This is a genomic window from Methylobacterium adhaesivum (assembly GCF_022179065.1).
In the GTDB taxonomy this organism is placed as follows: domain Bacteria; phylum Pseudomonadota; class Alphaproteobacteria; order Rhizobiales; family Beijerinckiaceae; genus Methylobacterium; species Methylobacterium adhaesivum.
Genome location: NZ_BPQD01000014.1, coordinates 44,425 through 67,967, shown reverse-complemented (window position 1 = coordinate 67,967; position 23,543 = coordinate 44,425). Strand labels below are relative to the sequence as shown.

The 23,543-nt window shown below is 62.2% G+C and carries 14 protein-coding genes and 4 pseudogenes; 8 read left to right on the top strand and 10 right to left on the bottom strand.

All coding sequences use genetic code 11. From position 1 onward, the window contains the following. Positions 1–1,624 precede the first annotated feature (1,624 nt). Complete coding sequence (locus tag MFF01_RS11870) at positions 1,625–2,095, top strand: Ros/MucR family transcriptional regulator (protein WP_238225744.1); 471 nt, start codon at positions 1,625–1,627, stop codon at positions 2,093–2,095. Positions 2,096–2,437: 342 nt separating this feature from the next. Continuing rightward, positions 2,438–4,801, top strand: a complete 2,364-nt coding sequence (locus MFF01_RS11865; protein ID WP_238225574.1) for a bifunctional diguanylate cyclase/phosphodiesterase — start codon at positions 2,438–2,440, stop codon at positions 4,799–4,801. A gap of 182 nt (positions 4,802–4,983) precedes the next feature. Here the strand turns inward: MFF01_RS11865 and MFF01_RS11860 are convergent. After that, positions 4,984–5,601: pseudogene (locus tag MFF01_RS11860) on the bottom strand (zinc-binding dehydrogenase); the annotation flags it as partial. Between the two features lie 215 nt (positions 5,602–5,816). Between MFF01_RS11860 and MFF01_RS11855 the strand changes: the two are divergent. After that, on the top strand, positions 5,817–6,089 hold the full coding sequence (locus MFF01_RS11855) for a hypothetical protein (RefSeq protein ID WP_238225572.1): 273 nt from the start codon (positions 5,817–5,819) through the stop codon (positions 6,087–6,089). Between the two features lie 363 nt (positions 6,090–6,452). Continuing rightward, on the top strand, positions 6,453–8,138 hold the full coding sequence (locus MFF01_RS11850; RefSeq protein ID WP_238225570.1) for a methyl-accepting chemotaxis protein: 1,686 nt from the start codon (positions 6,453–6,455) through the stop codon (positions 8,136–8,138). A gap of 292 nt (positions 8,139–8,430) precedes the next feature. On the opposite strand, the gene MFF01_RS11845 is transcribed toward MFF01_RS11850, so the two are convergent. Together MFF01_RS11845 and MFF01_RS11840 are read right to left on the bottom strand one after the other, a co-directional pair. After that, a complete protein-coding gene (locus tag MFF01_RS11845) occupies positions 8,431–8,697 on the bottom strand; it encodes a hypothetical protein (protein WP_238225568.1) in 267 nt (88 codons plus the stop codon). A 62-nt stretch (positions 8,698–8,759) separates the two neighbouring features. Beyond that, positions 8,760–9,119, bottom strand: coding sequence for a hypothetical protein (locus tag MFF01_RS11840; RefSeq protein WP_238225566.1), 360 nt, complete (start codon positions 9,117–9,119; stop codon positions 8,760–8,762). Positions 9,120–9,283: 164 nt separating this feature from the next. On the opposite strand from MFF01_RS11840, the pseudogene MFF01_RS11835 reads away from it, so the two are divergent. From MFF01_RS11835 to MFF01_RS11825, 3 genes and pseudogenes are all read left to right on the top strand, one after another. Further along, a pseudogene (locus MFF01_RS11835) lies at positions 9,284–9,849 on the top strand (IS3 family transposase); the annotation flags it as partial. 490 nt (positions 9,850–10,339) lie between these two features. Beyond that, positions 10,340–11,086, top strand: coding sequence for a hypothetical protein (locus MFF01_RS11830; RefSeq protein WP_238225564.1), 747 nt, complete (start codon positions 10,340–10,342; stop codon positions 11,084–11,086). Between the two features lie 173 nt (positions 11,087–11,259). Continuing rightward, positions 11,260–12,447: a hypothetical protein gene (locus MFF01_RS11825; RefSeq protein WP_238225562.1), complete on the top strand. Its 1,188-nt coding sequence runs from the start codon at positions 11,260–11,262 to the stop codon at positions 12,445–12,447. A gap of 1,187 nt (positions 12,448–13,634) precedes the next feature. Here the strand turns inward: MFF01_RS11825 and MFF01_RS11820 are convergent. The 5 genes and pseudogenes from MFF01_RS11820 to MFF01_RS11800 form a co-directional block, all read right to left on the bottom strand. Further along, positions 13,635–14,567, bottom strand: a complete 933-nt coding sequence (locus tag MFF01_RS11820) for a BLUF domain-containing protein (RefSeq protein ID WP_238225561.1) — start codon at positions 14,565–14,567, stop codon at positions 13,635–13,637. A 34-nt stretch (positions 14,568–14,601) separates the two neighbouring features. After that, positions 14,602–16,221 carry a putative bifunctional diguanylate cyclase/phosphodiesterase gene (locus tag MFF01_RS11815; protein WP_373319743.1) on the bottom strand — a complete coding sequence of 540 codons (1,620 nt, stop codon included), beginning with the start codon at positions 16,219–16,221 and terminating at the stop codon, positions 14,602–14,604. Positions 16,222–16,596: 375 nt separating this feature from the next. Further along, entirely contained in the window at positions 16,597–16,899 is a 303-nt protein-coding gene (locus tag MFF01_RS11810; RefSeq protein WP_306421593.1) for a hypothetical protein, read from the bottom strand. Between the two features lie 295 nt (positions 16,900–17,194). Next, positions 17,195–18,883, bottom strand: a complete 1,689-nt coding sequence (locus MFF01_RS11805; RefSeq protein ID WP_238225559.1) for a methyl-accepting chemotaxis protein — start codon at positions 18,881–18,883, stop codon at positions 17,195–17,197. Between the two features lie 321 nt (positions 18,884–19,204). Then, positions 19,205–19,432: pseudogene (locus tag MFF01_RS11800) on the bottom strand (hypothetical protein); the annotation flags it as partial. A 91-nt stretch (positions 19,433–19,523) separates the two neighbouring features. On the opposite strand from MFF01_RS11800, the pseudogene MFF01_RS11795 reads away from it, so the two are divergent. Beyond that, a pseudogene (locus tag MFF01_RS11795) lies at positions 19,524–20,531 on the top strand (IS3 family transposase); the annotation flags it as partial. A 276-nt stretch (positions 20,532–20,807) separates the two neighbouring features. On the opposite strand, the gene MFF01_RS11790 reads toward MFF01_RS11795, so the two are convergent. Both MFF01_RS11790 and MFF01_RS11785 read right to left on the bottom strand, forming a co-directional pair. Further along, positions 20,808–20,948 (bottom strand): hypothetical protein, encoded by a 141-nt coding sequence (locus MFF01_RS11790; protein WP_373319737.1) that lies wholly within the window; start codon positions 20,946–20,948, stop codon positions 20,808–20,810. Between the two features lie 198 nt (positions 20,949–21,146). Then, a complete protein-coding gene (locus MFF01_RS11785) occupies positions 21,147–23,510 on the bottom strand; it encodes a putative bifunctional diguanylate cyclase/phosphodiesterase (RefSeq protein WP_238225557.1) in 2,364 nt (787 codons plus the stop codon). Positions 23,511–23,543 lie beyond the last annotated feature (33 nt).

The window sequence follows — 23,543 nt, the reverse complement described above, 5'->3', positions numbered from 1 at the left end:
AACGCCTGAAGTTGGCCAGCTTATGAATGTCCCTCTGCCTCATTCTGAACGCCTCGATCACGTGTCCCATTCCCTCGAAATCACCGTTGCGGGATGCCTCCATGAGCTCAGCGTGGCCCTTCACATCGACGCCGTGGTTTAAGCTGAGTTCAAAGTCCTCTTTAGCGGATTTCCGATTGACGGACATTTTTCCTCTCTTGCTCCAAACCGAGCAGACACGAGGATACGCCCCGTTTCAGTCACGTCGAGGCGCTCGATTGAAGGGGCTGCGCACTCGGCTCCGAACGAGAATGTGAGGCCGACGGACTCGACGGGGCTCCCTAATCACGCCGCCTCAGCAAGCTCCTGGAGGCCGCCGTCGCACGACGGGCAGTGGCAAACGGGAGTGTCTGATTCCAATGCGTCGTACTCGTGCTGGCACTCAAGACAGCGCATCAGGTAGGCCTCTTGGATGTGGTCGTTGCCCGGCCTGCCGGGTTTCCGGAGGACCATCTGGTCGTTTTGGTTCACGTAGCCCAGTTCGGTTGATGCTGTTGCCATGTGCGTTCTACCCCATCCCCCCTGCAGGTCTTGATGGCCCGCGGTGGCGAGGTGTTGCGCGCCCCCGTTACCGATTGATGAGCGCGTTGCCTGGAATGCCCGCTTCCCACACTCGCTCGGCTCGATAGGCCCCATCCCGCGGAGCACGGGCTGCACCGCACCACCGCGCCGCAGCAAGTGGCTCCTCTGGTCGGTCTGAGCCCACTGGGGGCAGAGTCGCTCGCGACTTTTGAGTTTCCACGGCTTTAATTTCCGAAGTACGCAGTGAGTGTCAGCAGCAGAAAATGTGCCGACATCAACGGCGGCACCGAGGCCGCGATCTGACAGGTCATCACCGCCGGCCGCATCCCTGTTGAGAGCGACGGGACCCTCGACCCGGCCAAGGTTCAGGCCCCTAGGTTAAGGACCACGGAAGCTGCGCAGACCAAGCGGCATACCGATTCGTCAGGTCCAGCCGGCGCCTCGACCACGAGCCCGAACACGTCGAGGCCTATGGCGAGCTCGGCCGCGAAGAAGACATCATTGGCCCGACCATTTCCTATGATGCCATTGCGGGGAAGGGCGTGCTCCGCGGCGTCATGGCCTCAAGACTGCAACCCGCTGCAGCGGGCGTTCGGCTGGTCCATCATCTCGATGCTGTTGCCCCTTGGAGTTCGAGATCCTGCCGAAGGCCGGGCTGTGACTTGCCCCGCCCGTCGAGCCCCGAGACCTCACCGTCGTCTCCGTGCTGATGGGAAGCCTTGTTGCACCGATCGTCGGGGCGCAGACCAAGACATGGTAGTGCTGGCACGGCTATTGCTAAACCCTTCTCCTTTCCCTATCCAAGCCTCTCCTGGACTTGGAACACCTCAACCCGCCCGGAGCAATCCAGGCGGGTCTTTGTTTAGGCCACTGTTTTTCAACACTTTGATAGGGCAAGGTGGGGCTTTGCAACTTGCATACCAGATTCAGTCATACGAATTTGATTAGTGTCTTGAGATCACGAGGTTATACCTTGACTGCCCCACATCGTGCTGCGGCGAGCTGTTTCAAGGACAGCGGTCCGAGTTTGATTCAATAGGAGGCATCAACCGTGAACAGCGAAATCCAACCAGAACCCGAATATCAATCGGTCGACTTGCTCAATCTCGCAGGTGAAATTGTTTCAGCCTATGTTTCAAATAACTCTGTTCCAACAGGTGAGTTACCCATCCTCTTACACAATGTCCACGCCGCTTTGGTCAGTCTCCATGTGGGCGGATCACTACAAGCGCGCAATGAAACGCACGACAAACCCACTGCATCGCAAATCCGCAAATCCGTCAGTCCGGACGGCATCGTCAGCTTCGTCGACGGCAAGACTTATAAGACAATGAAACGGCACCTGACCACAAACGGTCTTAATCCAGAGAGCTACCGCACTCGCTTCGGTCTGCCGAGCGACTATCCCATGGTCGCGCCGAGCTACGCGGCGCAGCGCTCGGCTTTGGCGAAGTCCATTGGCCTTGGGCGCCCTCGTGGCCATGACGAGCATGCAGAACCGGTCAAAGCTTTAGGTCGAAAGAACGCTGGCTAATCTCGCCGGGCGATCATCGCCTCCATGGAAACTCTTCTACCGCCCGGCTCCGGCCGCGGCGGTCTTTCCGAAATGGCATAATATTGACGCCTGAGCCGGCACCTCAGGCTCGGCGACAGATGGAAATGGTTGTTATCCCCGGATGAGCATCAACCCCTTTGGGCATCCATTGCACACAGTGCCATTGCGATCATTGTGTTATCTGAACAATTTAGGCGAACTCAGGATGTTTTTTATTATTCTTATTTGCCTAATAAAACGCAAATATCGACCTACGACAATTTAGGTCTATTAACCTAGGATTTTGACGGACTACCAACTCGATGCGCCTTACAGCGAGGTATGCTGTTCCTTAACACCACAATCTTGGACAATCAGGGCATTATTTCCACGCTGGCAGCCGCAGCCATATGCGCGTTGAGCGCTGCGTTGATGGTACATTTGCTCGACCGCGCGACCGCCAAAGCCGGTCGTGAACGCATGTGGTGGCTGTGTGGTGCAGCCCTCGCGACCGGCCTCGGCGTGTGGACCACGCACTTCATAGCGATGCTCGGCTACCGGACCGACATCATCCTTGGATACGCTCACGGCATCACCCTCGCGTCCGCACTCATTGCGGTCCTAGCCGTCGGCGTACCCTTCGCCCTATCGGCTTTGCCTGCTCGGCGGTGGGCCCGAATCCTCCTCGGGGCTGTCGCGGGCATCGGCATCGGGGTGATGCACGTCACCGGAATGGCGGCCCTGGAAGGCTGCTCACAGATCCAATCCCTTCCCGCTAACGTCGCGGCCTGCCTCATCGGCGGGCTATTTCTGGGCCTCCTGCGAGGCCTGCCGCCCCTGCGCTATCCCTACAGCTACCTCATCGCCTGCCCCCTGATTGTCATCGCGGTCTGTGGGGCCCACTTCGTTTCCATTGCCGGGACAACCGTCGAGGGACAGGTCGCGAGTGTGCATCTACCGAAGATCCAGCTTGTCCTCAGCCTTCTGACCGCGGGCGGCGCGACGATCCTCATGGCAGGAGCATTCATCGCCCTCGTAGCGACACGCCGGTTCGAAGCGCAGGAGGCCGCGCACCTACGCGTACTCGCGACGGCTCTTCAGAACATGTCCAACGGTATTCTTAAGGTTTCGTCGGAAGGGATTATTCAGCTCTACAACACCCGCCTGTGCACGATGCTCGACCTTGCACCGCGCGACATCTCCATGGGCATGCGCCTACAAGACTTCTTAACGACGACGGGGCGGATCAATGGCTGGGATGTCGATCGCATCGCCCGGGTCATTGCCAACCATCGGATTTGGATGAGCAGGAGTACGGAAACGCGCGTCGAACACCATTTCGACAACGGTCGCATTCTGTCGATCTCATGCCAGCCCGTCGAGGACGGAGCCGTCCTCACCTATGACGATGTGACTCGCGATCGACGAGCGCAGGAGGAGATTTCGCACCTGGCCTTCCACGACCCCCTCACCGGGCTGTCCAACCGTCGTGCCTTGAGCGAGCGCATGAAGGCCGATCAAATCCATTGCCGCGCATCGACGCTGATGCTGATCGATTTGGACCGGTTCAAATCCGTCAATGACACCTTCGGTCATGCGGTCGGGGATCAGTTGTTGAAGGCAGTCGCGGACCGTCTCCGCAGCCTCGACGTTGCGGGGATGATCGCCCGACACGGCGGCGACGAACTCGCGATCCTCTTGAGCTGCGAGACAGCGTGGGGCGAGGATCTCCCCGAGCGAATCGTAGCTGGAGTCGAAATTCCCTATACACTCAACGGGCTCACGATCGTCATTGGCTGCAGTATCGGGATCTGCGACAGCCGCGACAGCAGCGGCCCGGACGACCTAATGCAGCGGGCCGACATTGCCCTCTACGAGGCCAAGCGGCGCGGACGCGGACAGGCGGTTCGCTACCGACCTGGCATGATCGAAGCCATCGCCGAGCGCGGTCACCTTGAGAACGATCTTCGCCATGCCCTCGCCCTGAGCCAGTTCCACATCGTCTACCAGCCGATCATGTCCCTACCGAGCGACCGGGTGGTGTCGTTCGAGGCCCTGATCCGCTGGACGCATCCGCATCGAGGGGCGGTCTCACCAACTGAGTTCATTCCTTTGGCTGAGGAGAACGGGCTCATTGTCCAAATCGGAAAATGGGTCCTGGAACAGGCTTGCCTGGAGGCCGCAAGCTGGCCGGACGAACAGCATCTCGCCGTCAACGTCTCGGCGGTGCAACTCCGCTCGCCGCTTCTGCTGATCCATGTGGCGGATGCTCTGGCGCGGAGTGGCCTGGCGCCGCACCGTCTGGAACTTGAGCTGACTGAGACAGCTTTGGTCGAGGACGGGCACCAGATCGCCCATACTCTGAACGCACTACGGCAACTCGGAATCAGGATCGCCATGGATGATTTCGGGACCGGCTATTCATCATTTGCCCATTTGCGTGATCTTCCCCTCGACCGCATAAAAATTGACCGGAGTTTCGTTGCAGCAGCACTCTCCGACAAAAACTCATTGGCCGTTGTCAAAGCAGTGATCCAAATGGGTCGTGATATGAATATCCCGACTTTGGCCGAAGGTGTGGAGAATGCGGATCAACTTGATCTTTTGAGGAAGATCGGCTGTGACGCAGTACAAGGTTACTTAATTGGCCGTCCAGCTCTTCCGGCAGAGAAAAAGATCACCACTCAATCGGGATTAGCGGCCTAAGGCAATCGGTTGGTCGTCAAACCATCGTACAAATTCCCAGGACCAATCATAACGTAACGACCCCGCCGCCCGATTTGATCGCAGGTCGGCGGGGTGGGACGTCTATCTCATCCCCGGGCCGGTTGGGTCGACACCGGATTGACGGCGGCGGCCTACGATCGCTGGACTCAGGCGCCGAAGCCCTAAAGCACGACCTTGCCCTTGGCGCGGCCGCTCTCGATGAGCGCGTGAGGTCGCGCCAGATTGGTGGCGTCAATGGGACCGAACGCCTCGCTCTGCGTGCTGCGCAGCCGTCCCGCATCGACCAAGCCGGCGATCTCGGTCAGGGTCGCGTGCTGTCGCTCGTTGTCGGCGGTGTGGCACAGCGAGCAGGTAAAGATCAGATCCCCGTGCAGCGACAGACTCTTGGGCTTATGCGGCATCACGTCGAGCGTTTCCGGGTCGTCGATTGGTTCAAGGCGCCCCTGGGGTGCGATAAATTCGATGATCTGCAGGAGATGCGCGCCGGTTTGAGTGGTCGCGAACACGAAGCCCGGCGCGCCGGGAAGACCGAGCGCCGCGACCTCAGCGGCATGCGGCTTTGCGTGGTCGATCACGTGGTGGGGGCTGAAGTCCCGGTACCATTGCGCCGTCTTGCGGCGCGACGCGGTGGCGATCACCGTCAGATCGGTGAGTTGCCGGGCGAGCTGAATCGCGATTGAGCCGACGCCGCCGGCGCCTCCGACGATCACCAGGGCCGGCGCGGCTGCGACAACCGGCCTCGTCACGTCGAGCCGATCAAACAACATCCCCCAGGCGGTATCGTCGGAGGGTCGGTGCGGCGATAAACCGGAACTGTCCGGCCGCCGAGCCGTTCATCCACCATCTTCCTCCCAAGGGATCGCCTTCACCCGCCCGGCTCGCGCCGCGGCGGGTTTTTCGTGCGCACCTGCCCTGGGGTGCGACACAGCATCGGGGAAACCGTCGCCACCACGACGACTTTACCTACCCTCACGGCCGACGACGCTTTTGTCATATGGCCAATCGAAAGCATTCCGTGAAAATCTCTATCCTCGCCGGCGTCGCCATGCTGATCGCCGTACCCGCGTTCGCCCAGGTTGGCCCTCCGCGTCAGTCGGACGTTATCGTCCAGAACGAAGCGAACACCACCGGCAACGACGAAAACGTCGTTATCTCCCGTGGGGCGACCGGCGCCGACACCGTGACGACCGACTCCGCCGCTGGCGGCAACGCCTCCCGCCCCGAGCAAGCGATCCCGAATGGCAGTGCCAACGGTGGCAGTCGCTAACGACAACGCCCCTGTCGAATAGCTTCACCCGCTCGGCACCAGCCGTGGCAAGTTTTCGTCCGATCTCCGGATTGTGACTGCCTTGCGGATGGGGATGATGCGAAAGCTGCTTTGGCTGAGGCTCGCGCCCGATCACCCGTAGAGCCTTGCACCCAACCCGCCCGGCCTCGTGCCGTGGCGGGTTTTTCTATGAATCTATCAAAAAGCACAACGATGCGACAGCGATGCAACTGGCGCGAACGCCATGATGGAGAAAGAGTGCAGGATCTATCAGGTGCTGGTGTCAAAGAATATGGCTTCTAGCAATTTATTTACCAAAATCATGCTCCCGTGTGGACGGAGCAGAAGACGGTAGCAGGATCCATGCGCATCTCATTGAAAACGATCCTCGCCATGTCGATTGGCCTCCTCAGTCTTTCCGCTATCGGCCAAGGTGCGGTGAGCGTCGTGAAGCTCAGCGCAATCGAAAACGAAGTGAATGAGATCGCGACAAACTGGCTTCCATCCGTCGATGTCGTCAACGCGATGAGCACATCGACCCGGGACGTGCGCGTGAAGCTGTACCGTTTCGTCGTAGCGTCGGAGAGCCCGGAGGCGGTGGTCGAGAATGAAAAGGGTCTGCGGAAGGCGATCCAGACCTTCGAAGACCTGCGCCGGCGGTACGAGCCCCTGATCAGCTCCGCCAAAGAGAAGGCAATCTACGATCAGTTTAGCCCTCAATGGTCTCGTTATGTCGATGGTCAGGAAGCGATCATCCAATTGATGAAGGGGGGACGGAAGGCCGATGCGCTGGCGCTGACGACGAGTGCGGACATGGCTGCCCTGAACAACGGAGCGATCGGCGCCTTACAACGAGCCGTCGATTTCAACCGGGAGGAATCCAAGCGCAGCACCGAGCTGAGTAAGGCCAGCGCAGGCTCGGCCATGGTCATGGCTTGGGTTTCAATGGCGATCTCGCTGGTCGCTGCTGTCGGTGCGATGCTCTTCAGCCTGTTCGGCGTCGCGCGTCCCATCGAGCGCATGACCCTCACCATGGACCGACTAGCAGGCGGCGACACCTCCGTTGACATCCCGTCCCGAGCCCGACGCGACGAGATCGGCGACATGGCTGCCGCTGTGAGCGTTTTCCGTGACAATATGCTTCAAACTCGCAAGCTCGAAGTAGAGATGGTGCTGTCGCGAGCTGGTGCCGAGGCGCAGCGCAAGGCGGCAATGCAGTCCATGGCGGACAGCTTCGAGGGCGCGGTCGGCGGCATCATCAGCATGGTAACGAGCTCGGCCACCGAGCTGCAGGCCACCGCACAGAGCATGGCCGGTACCGCGACCCAGACTGCAAACCAGTCCAACAGTGTGGCGGCTGCCGCCAGCGAAGCTGCTTCCAACGTCACCACTGTGGCGGCGGCCGCCGAGGAACTTGGCTCCTCCGTGCAGGAAATCGGCCGCCAAGTTAGTAGCTCGGCTGCCATGGCTCAAACCGCGGTAGCGGAAGCCGCCCAGACGGCCAGCTTCGTGCAGAGCCTTAATTCGGCGGTGGGCCGCATCGGCGACGTGGTGACGATCATCAACAGCATCGCGGGCCAGACCAACCTTTTGGCGCTCAACGCCACCATCGAGGCAGCGCGTGCCGGTGAAGCAGGGCGTGGGTTCGCTGTCGTGGCGGCGGAGGTCAAGGAGTTGGCCAACCAGACAGCGCGGGCCACCGAAGAGATCGCCGGACACATCAGTCAGATCCAGGGCTCGACGGGTCAGGCGGTGGAGGCGATCAGTGGAATTGCGGCGCGCATCCGCGAGATCAGTGGCGTGGCCACTTCGATCTCGGCAGCGGTGGAGGAGCAAGGTGCGGCGACCCAGGAGATTGTACGCAATGTGGCCCAGGCGGCGATGGGCACAGGGACTGTTACGACCAACATCGTGGGTGTGGCTGACGCCGCTGAAGAAACAGGAGCAGCCGCGAGCCAGGTACTCGGCGCGGCATCCGAGCTTTCCCGTCAGAGTGAGCATCTCAGCGCCGAGGTCCAGCGGTTCCTGACCACTGTACGTGCAGCGTAGCCGCAGTGCATCAGCTTCTCCGCTGATGATACTGGATCCTCGAAACGGTCACAGCCAATATCGTTCGAGGTGCGCTCACCCCCGCTACACGATGCAGGTGACGGAGTTGCCGACGGCGAACGCCTGGAGCGATCGAGGTAACGACCCCGCCGCCCGATCTGATGACAGGACCGGCGGGGTGTGACGTCCATCTCACGCCTGAGTCGGTACGCAACGAAGCTCCATCGTAATATGCAGCCACAGCGTAAGTGTTGGCTCAAGGAAGCGGTCTTGTGTGCCTCCCGATTCGGGATCACACCCTCTCCGGCCGGGCGAGCAGGATCGCAGTGCGCACAGCAGCACGCTCACAATGATCCGTCGCAGGCTCGTTGGCCGTTGTGACGGAGGCCCATTCGTGCGCGCGCACAGCCTCCGCGAGGTCGATCTGGTAGCCCTCGCCGAGCAAGGATGGCGAGGTACTCCGGTCGGCCAGGAAGGCGTCCACCGCAGCGGCGATGTCCGCGTCGGTCACGGCCTTCGCCTTGAATAGTTCGCCGGTGGTCGGGTGTGTATTGGCCATACCGGTTAGATAGAGCGATGATTGGCAGGTCAGTAGCAGGATCCCCCCCCCGGGGCGAGGCGCTAGTCGAGAGGCGCCTGCGCGGGATCGTCGATTCTCATTTCGTCCGCCCTCGGATTCACAATACGACGAAGTCCGGAAACCTTCATAGGATCACCAGATAAGACGCAGCCATCGCAGAGCGATCTTATCGACCGTCGCGCTTGACCCGCAAGACGTTGCTCAAAGACGCCCATTCTCGCAATCGATTCGATATTCTGCCTGCGCAAGATTTCTCGGGGCCAAAATTCGATGCCATCTCTATGGATGGCCTTGATGCCTTCAATCTCAGGACCGATGGATGAAGTGGTTTCAACGGTTTCAGCAAGCGCCATGCCACTCCAAAACAAGCCCGCTATTGCCAAACAGACCGATTTCAGCATGGCATATGCCCCACGACAGATTAAAAATCATATTTTTGTAAGGTTAATGTTTAGTTTCTAGAGATGCCCACCGCCCGAGCAGCTAGATCGTAACGGCGCCCGTAAGCCGGCCGATCTGTCCCCGCCGATACGTGGCAGACTGCGATTTGATGTGCTCCGCCGTAATCCAGGCACTGGCAGCGCGTCGATTCCGGCCCTGCAGCACCGACAGCCGTCACGATCTATCAATCGCGCCCAGCCTCCTCGAAGAGCAGTTCTCGGCTGCGATGCCCAACACGGTCTGGCTCGCCGATATCACCTACCTGCCACCGGCGAGGGCTGGCTCTACCTGGCGGCCATCCTCGCTCTCGCCACCCGCAAGATCGTCGGTTGGTCCATGCGCAACCACATGCGGACCGCGCTGACGCAGGCCGCCCTGATGATGGCGACCCAACGGGAAAGACCTGGGGATGGCCTCATCTGCCACTTGGATCGCGGCAGTCAATACGCGGCCGAGGCCTACCGAAACCAGCTCGCCGACATGAAGGCGACGCCCTCCATGAGCCGAACCGGCTGTTGTCACGTTAATGCCCCGATGCAGAGCTTCTTCCACAACCACAAGGTCGAGCTCGTCCACCAGCGATGATGGACGACCCGGGACGAGGCCCGACGCGACCTGTTCGCCTTCATCCAGGGCTACTACAATCGGCAGCGCATCCACTCGGCTCTCGTTTCCATAACCCCCGAGCAGCCGAACGGAATGCAAGCCAACCCCGTGTCCGCAAAATCGGGGCAGGATCATGAGATGGGCGACAACACGGCGGCTTGAGCTCCCGTTCTACAGCACACCAGATTCGCGAGCTGGCCCGGGCGTGTCGCGGCAGAGACTGACGACAGTCTGTTCCCCGGCTAAAACGGTCCTGCTCCGCAGCGGCGCACCCGTCCTGGTTGACGCGGTGCGTACGACCTGGGTTTGCAACGAGATTCGGGCCCGGAACTCGGCCTCTGACAAGCTCCGATCGAAGCCTCTTTGAAATGAGGCTTACCTGTGGCGCATATGCAACGACTTCGAGAAGGCGGCTCTGGCGGTCACCAGACCATCGAGTTCTGCGATTTTGAGTTATATTCCTATTTAGCGCGCACGGAGAGGCAGCAACTCGAACCAACGACCTCCGGAATCCCTGGACGGATTGGCTGGTCTAACGAATGATCATTCCAGTCAGCAGGGACTGGAGAGAAAGATGACGACGAAAACCAAGACGAAGTCCGCAGAAGCGCAAAGGCGTTCAGATCTGAAAAAGGTCGGTATCCTCCAGGATCGGGAAGGCCTCGCAAACATCGCCACCGCCGCCGCGACCATCAAATCTGCGCACCTCTTTGCCGATATCGACTTCGCACTGGGGCTGATGATGCAAGCCGCAGAATTGCCGGCTGCAAAGAAGCAGAAGTTGATCGAGGCAGGCCGCGCAAAGCGTCTGTCTCTGCTGCCCCCCAGCATCGAAGATCAGGACACCGTCGATCTCGTGGCACGCCTCCCGGCGAACCTAAACGAGCTACCTCAACTCGCCCAACAACTTCTTGCACTCGGACTACGGTCGATTCGAAAGCGCGCGGCTTCGACGTTTGCGGAGTATCAGGGCCGCTCAGATGAGACTGCGGTCCGACGCGTCGTCGAGGCAGTCGGTGGCACCGTCACGGCTATCGCATCACCGCCGCACGGACCCATCGATTCCGCAGGGGTCGATCAGCACGAAGCCCTCGATGAACTAGCCCCCAAAGACTTATCCGCCGTAGTCGACGAAACGCCCCGCGAAGAGATTCTTGTCTCGCAAACCAATCTGACGATCCATATTGGCGAGGACGGCCGGGACGGAGCGAACACGCACCGTGATTCCGCGTTGCCGGATCACCACGACCACGATGGGCCCGCTCATGCGCCCACGGATTGGCACCCCGAATCCGATGCCGGGCAGCCCTCGACCGCCTAAAATCCAAACCAACGGTCGCTTGCCCCTCGCCAACGATGGGCATCATCGAGGTGCCGCTCCGAGTGAGCTCGGGGTGGCAGGAGGACGGTCCATAATAGAATTGGAACGGTCTTCCTGGCCCCGCCCACGCCGGCACATCGCGACAGGCCCCCAACGAAGAGTGAACAACCGAAATGTCGCGACCGCCCCGACGTGTAAAGAAACGCTCGAGTGCCACGCGCGCCGCCTATTATCATGCGGGACGTGTTCACCTTAAACGCGCCGTTTCCCGTTTCCCGGGAATTTGCCGACTTCAGGCCATCGTCGGCGACGTAGAAATTCCGCTCCCCGATGGCGACCCGGTGCTTCGCCCCGCCACGACCCGGCGCTACCTGGAGGACTACAAAGTCATCGTGTCCGTCCTTGTCCGCGTCGCTCGACAGGCCGAGGATCCACGGCAGGACGCGCCGATCATGGAACGGATCGAAGCGGCTCTCCTCTCCCGCCGCGGGCGACCGACGACACCCCGCGGTTCCAGCCGGCGCGTCATGAATGCCACGGCCTTAGAGGCGGGCCTTTCCTTCTCCCGTCTCAAGACACTCGCCGTGCGAAATCGCAGCATGAGCGCGGCGGGTGCAGCGCTGTATCTTTTGGTGGAACCGCGGATCGGACTGCGGCCGATCGAGTATTGCGGTGCCACCATCGACGGCAGCATCCTAGTGATCGAGAACGCGAAACGGGCTGATGGACAGGATTTGGTCCGCCGAATCGATCTGTCGGCTTATCCCGAGACCGTCCTCTCGGCGATTCGCGCCCTGATCTCACTCATGCCGGCGACTGACAACGCTCACGTCTTCAAGTTGTGGCGCAATACGATTGCCTCGAGCCTCGCTCGCGCGTCCCTCGTCGCCGGCGGGCGTCGCCTCTCACTCTATAGCTTCCGCCACATCGCCCTGGCGACGTGGGAGAAGAATGGATTTTCTGCAGCGGAGATCGCCCTCCTCGCCGGCCATCTGTCGCTTCATACCGCCCGCTCTCATTATGCCCGCGCCGGGTCTGGATGGGACGTCAAGGAGCTCCCGCAGCCGGGCCATGCACCTGCCCACGCCACCGATCGGCAGCCTGAACGCAACTCGGACGTTGGTCTCGGATCCGATCCTTCGGACATGAGTGATAGCGACCCCGCGTTCGATTTCACGCCAATTCCGGAACCCGTCGCACGTCCCGCGACGATCGGCGGTACGAAAGGCGGTGCGGAGATCTGGCAAGCCTACATCGAGCGATTGAACGGCCCTGGGCAGCAGATCGCGAGAGCTGCTCAGTCTGAACCAGGTACTCGCCCTATCCTCGGCCATCAAAGCCCGACGGACAAGAAGCTATAAGGCAGCGGCTCGCCGGCATGCCGGCGTCAAGTTTTGCTTTGGCGCGCACGCTGCCTCTGACGCCCTGTCGCGGATGATCAAGGCGTGGGGTCGATTAAGGCCAAACGCGGTAGGCACATTTTGCCGGGACCGGACCTCTGGCGCTTTGCGAGCCATAAGTCCGTGGTCTCTCCTACCCTCTGGTTATTCGACCATGGCCCCGTGATCGAGGCCAGAACTCCGGATCGATCCCACGCACAAAGAGGACGACGAAACTCGTCTCGGCCCACGCCAACCATCCTCCAAGCCGGCCGGGATCTTGGTCTCGCACGATCGCCTGGGAAACGCCGGTTCCCGCGCGCCTCGACCCGCATCGGTCTCGGCCTGCGCGAGGGTGACCAGGTTCAGTGTCACAACCTTCCTCGAACGGTCGCAGCCCATCGCCAGCCAAAGCGCCAAGCTTTGCGCCGATGGCACGCGCTGAAGCCGCTCGATGTCCGCCTGCTCCGCACATCCGCGCTGGGTCGACCAATCTCCCACCACGCGAAGCGCCCTTTGATAGCCCTACGGGTTCGCCTTTCGCCCACGTCCCACAAGGCGCCGAGTCAGCACCGAGAGGCTGCGAGGGAGCCTTGGATGACCCGAAAGGCGCCCCTGCACTCGCTACGGAGGACCTCAGGCACCCCCTTACGGCTGCGGCCAGGACGCTGGCCGAATTGGCAAAGCGGCATACCGGTTTCGGCGCTTGCGCAGATAGACTCCTCCGCATCGTCTCGCTGCAGATTACCCTCGCGCGGAACGCGCTTGGCCCCAGCGAGGAGCGCCGGATGAGGGGTGGCCGCGCCAACGTCCTTGCGAACCGGACGGATTGTCCCGCACGCTGAGTCACACGGGCTGGCTGGGGAGACCATCGATGCCCTCAAGCGTGGGTTTTCTTGGTTCGCAAGGGTCAAAGGGGGGAGGGGATCTCCCTACGATCCACCAGGAATCATCGAGGGGGCCGCCCTTGGTATACCAAATGCCATCATAAGCATGCCCATCTCGGGGCATCCTCACCCATGGATACCTCACCGCCGGCTCTGGCCCTGGCGGTTTCTTGGGCCTTAAGGCGGGCAAGCGCGGCGTCGCATCTGATACCGGCTGATTCGTGATCCATTCCCCACCCGAGAAATCCGGTTTTTCGCAGACGTTCGGTGGCTACGACAACATCAGCCCGTCGCACGAAGCGTGACGCCGACACCCGCGCCTCCTTGTTTGAAGGGCTCCGAAGGCAGCTGCAATCCCTGTCCCACGGCACCGGCCTCCTGACCAAGGGCGTCGGCCAGGAGGCGCGCCCGATGAGCCCACAGATCTCGTTCCCGCACCAGGGCCTTGAACACCTCCGCCTGCACGGCCAGGGCGACGTGCGCATCGTCGAGAACTTTGCGAAGGTCCATGGTGCACTGACGTTCCAGGGCCAGGGCCTCGCGAAGGATCGTCAGGGCTGCACCGGGCGGAGGAGCAAGCGCGGATGCCGGCGGCTCGGCGGACGGCATCGCCGTCGCCGTCGCCAGCTCAGGTGGCGGGAATACCTGCGGAGTGGACCGAGCGGCAGCCTGAAGAATTTGGCTCGGCTGCGGCAATTCGGAGCGAACCCGCTCAACGTCGAGAACGGGGGAGGGCGTCCTCGCGATGGTGGGTCTCTGAAGGGGAACACCGGATCTCGGGCTGAGGCCCTCCGCATCGAGAACGAGTTCGTGCAACATCGCGAACACCGCGTCACCATCAAGCTGGCTTAGGTCGAAGCCGCTTGCCCCGGCGATTCCATCCCACCGCGTCCGGCCCGCATCGGATTGACTGACATAGGCCATCGACCAGTTCGCAAAACTTCGAGCTCCCGTCGGTCCGCACTGCAGGACCGTTACATCGCCGTGGCGGGGATCGCACTGGATGCGCTCGAATGTGTCCTCGACGCCCTGCTGGGGGCCTTCCAGCACTTGGGCAAAGGCGCCAGCATTGAACATTAGCGCGCCGGTGACCTCGACGGGAACGTTGTTGCGCTGCGACGCCTCTAGTATTTGCGTCACCTCACGCAAAATCTCTTCGTCCGTCCCCTGGATAAGGTTCTTGCTGGCATAGACAAGACGATACAGGTCGCTCAAAGCGAAACCTCCAAGTAACGCAGGAAACTGGCAATCAGCACGGAGGGTGCTCGGACGACAGGAAGGCGAGGAGTTCGGTTGCCGAAACGGGTCTGCTGATGAGGTAACCCTGAACGTCCGTACAGCCTTCGGTACGGATACGCTCCATCTGGTCATGGGTCTCGACGCCCTCCGCCACCGTGGTCATTCCAAGGCTTTTTCCAAGCCCCGCGATGGCCCGGATGATCGCCACGCCGTCGCGATTGGCTGAGAGGTCGCTCACGAACGACCGATCGATCTTGATTTTGTCGAACGGGAAGGAGCGCAGGTAGCTCAGGGAGGAATAGCCCGTGCCGAAATCGTCCATCGACACCCGGACGCCGAGTTCGCGCAGGCGGTGCAGGGTCTGAAGCGTCTTGGCATTCTCCTGCAAGAGAACACCCTCGGTGATCTCGACTTCGAGACGGGTGGCCGGCAGTCCCGACGCAGCCAGCGCCGACATCACCATTTCAACGAGGCGCTCACTCTTGAACTGTGCCGGCGAGACGTTGACGGCAACGGTGAGGGGGGTGGGCCAAGTCATCGCGTCGCGGCAGGCTTGGCGCATCACCCATTCGCCGATGGGTACGATCAGTCCGATCTCTTCCGCCAACGGGATGAAATCGAGGGGCGAGATCATCCCCCGCTCGGGGTGATTCCAGCGAATGAGCGCCTCGCAGCCCACGAGGCGGTTGCCTTCGAGCTGCAGCTGCGGCTGATAGTGCAGTTGAAACTCGCGGCGGGCCAGACCTTGCCGCATATCGAGTTCGAGTCGGCGACGCGCCTGCATGCGCGCGTCCATTTCAGGTTCGAAGAAGCGGTAGGTGGCACGCCCGTCGAGCTTGGCCCGATACAGGGCGAGGTCGGCGTTCTTTGAGAGCGTGTCGGCCTCGGTACCGTCTGAGGGTGCTAGAGCAACCCCAACGCTGGCCCCGATGGTGAGCAGATGCCCGTCGACCATGTAGGTTCGGCCAACGAGGTCCACGAGGCGCCGGGCCAGGGCCTGGGTATCGGACGCAACGCGAACGTTGGTCTGTAGGATTACAAACTCGTCCCCCCCGATCCGTGCAACCGTGTCCGTTGGTCGGACAGTGGAGCGCAGGCGGTCAGCGACTTTTTTCAGCAGCGCGTCGCCCATGGGATGCCCCAGGGTGTCGTTAACGGGCTTAAACCGATCGAGATCGATCAACAGGACGGCGCAGGCCTCGCCGCTACGCTTGAGCCGCGACAATGCTTCCTCAAGCCGCTCCCGCAGGAAAAGGCGGTTCGGCAGACTCGTGAGGGAATCGTGCCGAGCCATTTCGTCGGCCCGGGTCTCGGCTGCGCGCCGCGCAGTGATATCCTCGAAAGCGACGGCCCAGCGGCCTCCGTCAACGGAATAAACATGCACCTCAAGGAGCTGTTCGCCCAGAAGCACCGTAAACGTATGACTTGGGTTCGGGTTGGCGAGCCTGCGTAGTTGCACACGGATATCATTCCACCGTGCACCCGCACGATTGCGGACGAGACGCAGGATCTGCCTTAGGGAGTCTCCTTCGGCGATAGATCCCACATCGATGCGGAATTGATGAAGAACATGGCCGGAGGCGAGTACCACACGGCCGTTCTCGTTCAGGAGGAGAAAACCGTATCTCATAGCGTCGAGATAGGGTTGCAGCACTGTCAACGAAGGTGCTGTATCGACTGAACTTACGGCGGGTGACCGCGGTGACGCACAAGCATCCGGTGCGGTCTGAATGCGTCGATTTAGAGCCATGTGACAGCAATCCGCTTCCCTCGGCGATATGCGCTCGATGGGAATGAGGCGTATCCTTCAAGCGCACGCGTAAAGATGCGGTGAATTACGCTGCGTTTCGAAGGACAAAACCTAGTGATACCAATCGATATGGGTCAGCGTTGATGAACCCGGTCGCGCAGTCTGAGGGACATGATCTCCCAGGGCCACTCAGTCAGCCTGTTCCAGGCGTCGCAGCATCGGTCAACGCTATCGTTGCGGGATAAGCAGATCCCGTCATCGAGCCCGCTGTCGCGCAGGGATGTCGGACACGCAGAGGCTGAGGTACCGCCCCGGCGGGAAATCGTATTGGCGGCCGGCCGCTTCGTCGTTCCATCTGTTGGCGGTCTCGATAATGATGCGCCCGCCATCCGACCTCGCGTTGGGGGCGTCGATGTACAGGTTGAGCGGTGCATTCACTGACTGTCCTGGGTCGATCAGTGCCGGTCGCAGCCCGGCGAGCCCAACCACGTCGAGGTGGATGGCCGGCAGGACCGGACGCCGGACCAATTCCTCCAGATCGTGGACGGGGTGGTTCATGTTCGTCGGCTTCGAATCGAGAGTCTGGCGCCGGGAGGGGGGGCTAGAAATCTGGGCCACCCGCCACCGCGGCCGCACGTCCATCGAGAGAGCCTTCCATCTGCCCTTATTCCGGCGCCGCCAGCGGATCGCCGAGAACGTGCGTTGCGGGTTCAGCGATGGCGTGTTGGCCCTGGGGCCGCCACGCTGCGTCGAAAGGCCGAATTCGCACCGTTGCCCACCCTCAAGATCACGCCTGGCGCATCGCAAAATCGAAAACCCGAGACAAATCTCTCTGTTCACGTGGCGGTAGGCCTTACGCCGCCCGCACTGTTAATAGGAACCGGCCCACCTCGCTGCTCAGATGCTCGGATTGGCGTGACAGTTCGGAAGCCGCCCCGAGAACTTGGCTGGCAGCTGCACCCGTCTCCTCGGCCGCTCCGGCCACGCCTGCGATGTTGCTCGTCACGTTGCTCGTACCCATTGCGGCCTGCGCCACGTTGCGGACGATCTCCTGCGTGGCCGCGCCCTGCTGCTCCACCGCGGCCGCGATCGTCGTCGCCACGCCGCTGATGTCCTCGATGCGCGCGGTGATGCTGCCGATCGCGGAGACGGCACGCGCTGTCGAACCTTGGATCTGACCAATGTGCTCGCCGATTTCTTGCGTGGCCCGGGCAGTTTGGTTGGCCAGTTCCTTAACCTCGGCCGCGACGACGGCGAAGCCCCGCCCCGCTTCGCCAGCGCGCGCCGCCTCGATGGTGGCGTTGAGGGCCAAGAGATTGGTCTGGCCGGCAATGCTCGCGATCATCGTCACCACATCGCCGATGCGACCGACCGCGGTGTTCAACTGCTGCACCAGTTCAGCCGTTTCGGCTGCCTCCCGGACGGCCGTATGAGCCATCGTGGCGGACATACTCACTTGGCGCCCAATTTCCTGCACCGAGGAGCCGAGTTCTTCGGCGGCGGCGGCGACGGTGTTGACGTTGGAAGCGGCCTCCCCGGCGGCCGCAGCCACGCTGGTTGTCTGATCGGCGGTCAGAGTGGCCGTACCGGCCATGCTTTGGGCGGTCGCCTGCAATTCCGTCGCGGAACTCGTCACCATGGTGATGATGCCGCCGACCGCGCCCTCGAAGCCGTCGGCCATGGCCCGCATCGCAGCCTTGCGCTGCGCTTCGGCACCCGCTCGCATGAGATCCGTTTCTTCCTCAAGCGCTCGCATTCGGAGCAAGCCGTCCTTGAAGACCTGCACGGCGTCCGCAATGGTTCCGATTTCGGTCCGGGCCCCCTGATGCGGGATCATTACGGAAAGATCTCCAGCGGCCAGGGTCTGCATGGGATGGACGACGGCGCTGATGCCATGCGTGACACCGCGGGTGATCAGGACAGCGGAGAGCGCCGACAAGACGACCGCGACGCCCATGGCGGTGAGGCCCCAGGTGCGCGTATCCTCGAAGACCGCCTTGCTCCGAACTTGGGCTTCTGTCGCGCCCTCGTTGTTCAGGGCAACGAGTTTATCGAGCGCCGCCGATGCCGCGCGGCGCGGAAGAATGCCCTTTTGCTCATAAAGGTCATAGGCTTGGGCTTTCTGACCGGACCGCGAAAGCGCGAGGATGGATTGGCGGACAGCCTCGAAATTCTGGACTTCGCGCGTAAACGTCTCGTAGAGCGTCCGTTCCTCGGGGGATTCAATCATCTTCTCATAGGAGGACTTTTTCTCGGAGAGCTTTTTGCCGAAGCGCTCCATGTCCTTCTCGATGCTCGTCGTCAGAGCTGAATCGGTCGCTTGGGTATGTCGAAGAACGAGCGCGCTTGTCCGCGCCGTGAGCGTATCGATCTCACCGAGAACCCGCACACTCGGGAGCCAATTGTTCTCGATATTGAGGGCTTGCTCGCGCATCCGCTGCGTCCCTGCCAAACCCAGCAGGCCGACACCGATGGTGAAAAGAGTTAGGAGGGAGAACGCCGCAATCAGCTTCGTGCGAATTGAAAGGTTTTGGAAAAACACGACAAGCTCCCGGAGCCACCGCGGGAGATACCAAGAACCGCGATCCGCAACGTTGTCGCGGAAAAGTGTTAATCAAGCGCCCCATCGCATTCTCTACACAAACTATCCGGCACTACCCACGGTCTGAAAGCTGTAAAAATAACATAACTTACTTGTAAAATTTCTTAAAGTTTGAAATTTTTCACAAAGTCGCTTTTCGATCATTCATGAGGCAGGATTTTCTTCCGTCACAGACGTGCCGGTGTTGATATGCTGCCATCCGAAACCAGACGCCTGCGATCTTTTATGGTCCGCCCCGATTGAAGTGGTCCGCCCGTAGGGGCGGACGTACTCGGGCGACATCAGCCGGACGGCGTGTCCCTGCGCGTCGAGCAGCCGGCCAAGGTGGTGAGCACCACAGCAGGCCTGCATCGCGACCAGACAGGCCGGCATCTTGGCCGTCAGGCCGACGACCGTTCCTCGGCGCGCATCCCGTCGCAGCACCACCGCTCCGGTCGCATCGAACCCGACGAGGCTGCAGCTGTTCATGCCGAGGTCGATGCCCAGCACCGCGACTGAACGCTTTGCCATTTCAGATCACTCCAGGTGTCCCTGGCGGCAGCATGCCACCGATGGTTCCGTGAAGGGCGGGCCATCCCATAAGCATCAGCGGGGCTGGGGGCGACGAGGCATGAAGTACCCGGCCCCCGAGAAGCTGGAGATCATCCGACCCGTCGAGCAATCCCACCTGCCGGTGCGTGCCACCCTGGAAAAGTTCGGTATCACGCGCTCGACGTTTCACCGCTGGTACGACGCCTACCAGCGCGGCGGTCCGGAGGCGTTGCAGGACCATCCCTCGCAGCCGAGTCGGGTCTGGAACCGCCTCCCTGCGGAGATCCGCAAGCGGATCGTTGCCCTGGCTCTGGAGCAGCCTGAACTCAGCCCGCATGAGCTGGCGGTGCGCTTCACAGACGAGCGGGGCTACTTCGTCTCGGAAGCGACCGTCTACCGGCTGCTCAAGGCTCAGGACCTGATCACCAGCTCGGCCTATATCGTCATCAAAGCCGCCGACGAGTTCCACAATAAGACCACCGCGCCCAACCAGCTTAGGCAGACGGACTTCACCTACCTCAAGGTCGTTGGCTGGGGCTGGTACGACCTGTCGACGGTGCTGGACGACTTCTCCCGCTACATCGTCGCCTGGAAGCTGTGCACCACGATGCAGGCCAGAGACGTCACCGCCACGCTCGACTTGGCGCTGGGTGCGGCTGGGATCGATTAGGGGCGGGTGAGGCAGCGGCCACGTCTGCTTTCCGACAACGGGCTGAGCTACGTCGCCAGCGACTTGGCCGACTGGCTCGGCAGCCGGGGCATGACCCACATCCGCGGTGCGCCATACCATCCGCAAACGCAGGGCAAGATCGAGCGCTGACACCAGACGCTCAAGAACCGCATCCTGCTCGAACACGCCTACTTGCCCGGCGAGCTGGAGACGCGGGTCGAAGCCTTCGTTGAACACGACAACCATGCCCGAGCCCATGAGAGCCTGGGCAACCTCACGCCCGCTGACGTCTACTTCGGACGCGGCGAAGAGATCCTGGTCGAGCGGGAACGCATCAAGCGCCAGACCCTCATGGAACGACGCTTGCGCCACCACGCGCAGGCTGCCTTACCTCTCACCCCAGATGGACCAGAGCCTTCGCTCCTGAACACCGCTGAATGTCCCAAATGCTCTGACGACGGACAGTCCGTTAGTCGACGGCCTTTCCGCGTTAGTCGATGGGCGCTTCCCGTTAGTCGACGGCGTCTTCGCCTTCAGCCGGAACAGTTATTTCGCGCGCGGCGACACAAGTTCGACGCGAGATTTTATAGGTTCAGCATTTGTTAGAGTGGCGTTGACACGAAGCGACCGGGCTCGTTGAACCCTCTCCCACAGGGGGCTTCGTTAGAAATCAAGATCGTGTAGGGCCTCCAACCGGCATGCGACATTGGAGGCGCTGACGAAGTCGGCCAAGTGAACGCGGAGCTGGTCGTGGCTGTCGTCGCGATCGTATTCGACCGTTGCGCCCTCGATCGTGCGGTTCATCCCCCCACTTGGCCGTTCGTCTAAGGGCGCGGCGCGCTTGCACGTCACTCTCGGCGGCACACGGCGCGGCACCAACGGTCGCAACCTCGGCGATGGGGTCCAAACCCACAGCGCGGCGTTCGCCGACACGTTCAAGAACGGGCCCGGGGTACCGTCCTTGGATGAGCTCGATGCCGGTGCCGGACCGGGCTCACGGCCCTATTCGGCGGCCTCTCCGTAATGCCGCGAGGATCGGCCGATCTCCGCACGCGCGTTCAGCATCCTCACGAGTTCGTCGATCTCCGCAGCCGGCCGCGCCGCGCTGTAGAGGAAGCCCTGCGCAGTGCCGCAATTCTTGAGACCCAGGATGTGCGACTGGGCCCGTGTCTCGACCCCTTCCACGGTGACGTCCATCGACAGCGCGTGCGCCATGGTGGTGATCGCCTCGACGACGGCGAGCTTTTCCGGCCGGTCCCGCAGATCCTGGATGAACGAGCGGTCGACCTTGACCTTGTTGAACGGGAAATCGGTGAGGTAGCTCAGGCTGGAATAGCCGGTCCCGAAATCGTCGAGGACGATGCGCACGCCGCGTCGGCGCAACCGTTTCAGGTTGTCCAGCACCTGGGTTTCGCGATTCAGAAGCACCGATTCGGTGATCTCGATTTCGAGGCGCTCCGGTGCGATCCCCGTCCGGGCCAGGGCGTCGGCGACGTCGTCGTAGAAGGTCGGACATCGCACGTGGATCGACGAGATGTTGACCGCGACCTGCAGGCCCGGCCACGACAGCGCGTCGGCGCACGCCCGGTGCAGGGCCCATCGGCCGATCTCGATCACAAATCCGCTGGCCTCGGCGATGGGGATCATCTCCACCGGGGAGATCCAGCCCTCGCCGGGCTTCTGCCAGCGCAGGAGCGCCTCGAAGCCGATCACCCGCTCACTCCTCAAGTCGACCAGGGGCTGGTAGTGAAGCTGCATCGCCTCCGTGCCGAGGGCGAGGCGCATCGCGGCGTCGAGATGCCTCTGGCGCACGATGCGGTCCTCCAGTCCGGCGTCGAAGCAGCACCACCGGCCTTTGCCGGCGGCCTTGGCACTGTAGAGCGCCAGGTCCGCCCGGCTGAGCAGGCTCGCCGGATCCTGGGCATCGCCCGGCGTGTAGGCGATCCCCACGCTGACGCCGACCTCCAGATGCGCGGCATCGACGCGGAAGGGCCGGCGCACGTCCGCGACGATGCGCTCCGCCAGCCCCTCGGCCAGCTCCGGCCGGGGGCATTCCTGGAGCACGGCGAACTCGTCGCCCCCAAGGCGGAACACCCGATCCGCGTCGCCGACGACGGCGCGCAGCCGCTCGGCGACGGCCCGGAGCAGCCTATCCCCGGTGCCGTGGCCATGACCGTCGTTGACCGCCTTGAAGCCATCGAGGTCCAGGCACAGCAGTCCGATCTGCGGCTGACCCGCTGGGCGGAGCCGGCAGGCGGCCTCGACCGCGTTCTGGAACGCGGCGCGGTTCGGCAGGCCGGTGAGGATATCGTGGCCGGCGAGATACGCGATGCGGGCCTGGGCTTCCCGGCCGTCCGTCGAATCGGTCCCGACCCCACGGTAGCCGGTGAACTGGCCATGCCGGTCGAGGGTGGGTTTGCCGTTCAAGGTCCACCAGCGCACGCCCGTCCCGGTCTGCAACCGAACCGACAGGTCGCTGAAGGCGGTCCGCGTCGCGAACGCCCGGAGGAGGGCCGCGCGCTCGGCATCGGTTCCATCGGGCGCCGCGTGATCCCGGAGGAGGTCCTCCAGGGTCCGGTCCTGAAGCACGCGTTGGGACAGCCCGAGCGTCGCAGCCATCCGGGTAGGCACGTGGCACAGGCGCCCCCGTGCATCGGTCTCCCAGAGCCAGTCGCTCGCCCCCGCTTCGAAGTCGTTGAGGAGCAGCCCGATCGTCTCGCCCTGATGCTGGACGACGATCCGCTGCCAGATACGCTGGTACGACAGGAGGCTCATCCGCCGTACGCTGAGGAACACGAACACCGCGTAGACGCCGAGCAGGAGCGAGACGTAACCGCCGAACGGCGCCTCGCATCCCGCCAGGCCGATGAACGCGCCGAGGACGATGGGGGCGGCGAGGAGAAGCGAGACCGACAGGATCGGTCCGACGACGTAAGCGTCCGAGATCAGGCCCGCCGTGATGGCCGCCGCGACCATGCGGAAATTACCGGAGGATGGCGGCAGCAGCACGGCCGGCATCGTCGCCCAGGCGATGCCCAGGGCAAAGGCGAGGGCCTTGCAGATCCGGAATCCGCGCTGGATCGCGCGTTCGCAAACCTCGCCCCTGAAGGTGTTTCGGTGATGCCAGGTCGTCCACAAGGTCGCGACGATGATGAGTGACACCGCCGTGCATAGGCCCTGGAGGTAGAGCCGCGAGGCATCGTTCCAGAACATGTAGGCGAGGGCGAACACCACCACGACATGGGTGATCGCCGAGTAACTGGCGAGTTGCAGCGTCTCATGGAGGAGTTCAGCCTGGGTCTCGCTTCGTTGGCGGTGCTCCAGGGGGGATGCCCGTTCTTCGGCGGGACGGTCCGCGTTCGCCATCGGCGCGGCGGGATCGAACCTGAGACGGCGCGC

What these genes read in the sequence shown, in the direction of transcription:
- MFF01_RS11850 (WP_238225570.1), top strand. Translation starts at nt 6,453, where the DNA reads ATGCGCATCTCATTGAAAACGATCCTCGCCATGTCGATTGGCCTCCTC.
- MFF01_RS11830 (WP_238225564.1), top strand. Translation starts at nt 10,340, where the DNA reads ATGACGACGAAAACCAAGACGAAGTCCGCAGAAGCGCAAAGGCGTTCA.
- MFF01_RS11845 (WP_238225568.1), bottom strand. Translation starts at nt 8,697, where the DNA reads ATGGCCAATACACACCCGACCACCGGCGAACTATTCAAGGCGAAGGCC.
- MFF01_RS11855 (WP_238225572.1), top strand. Translation starts at nt 5,817, where the DNA reads ATGGCCAATCGAAAGCATTCCGTGAAAATCTCTATCCTCGCCGGCGTC.
- MFF01_RS11865 (WP_238225574.1), top strand. Translation starts at nt 2,438, where the DNA reads ATGCTGTTCCTTAACACCACAATCTTGGACAATCAGGGCATTATTTCC.
- MFF01_RS11810 (WP_306421593.1), bottom strand. Translation starts at nt 16,899, where the DNA reads ATGAACCACCCCGTCCACGATCTGGAGGAATTGGTCCGGCGTCCGGTC.
- MFF01_RS11825 (WP_238225562.1), top strand. Translation starts at nt 11,260, where the DNA reads ATGTCGCGACCGCCCCGACGTGTAAAGAAACGCTCGAGTGCCACGCGC.
- MFF01_RS11785 (WP_238225557.1), bottom strand. Translation starts at nt 23,510, where the DNA reads ATGGCGAACGCGGACCGTCCCGCCGAAGAACGGGCATCCCCCCTGGAG.
- MFF01_RS11815 (WP_373319743.1), bottom strand. Translation starts at nt 16,221, where the DNA reads ATGAGATACGGTTTTCTCCTCCTGAACGAGAACGGCCGTGTGGTACTC.
- MFF01_RS11790 (WP_373319737.1), bottom strand. Translation starts at nt 20,948, where the DNA reads ATGAACCGCACGATCGAGGGCGCAACGGTCGAATACGATCGCGACGAC.
- MFF01_RS11840 (WP_238225566.1), bottom strand. Translation starts at nt 9,119, where the DNA reads ATGCTGAAATCGGTCTGTTTGGCAATAGCGGGCTTGTTTTGGAGTGGC.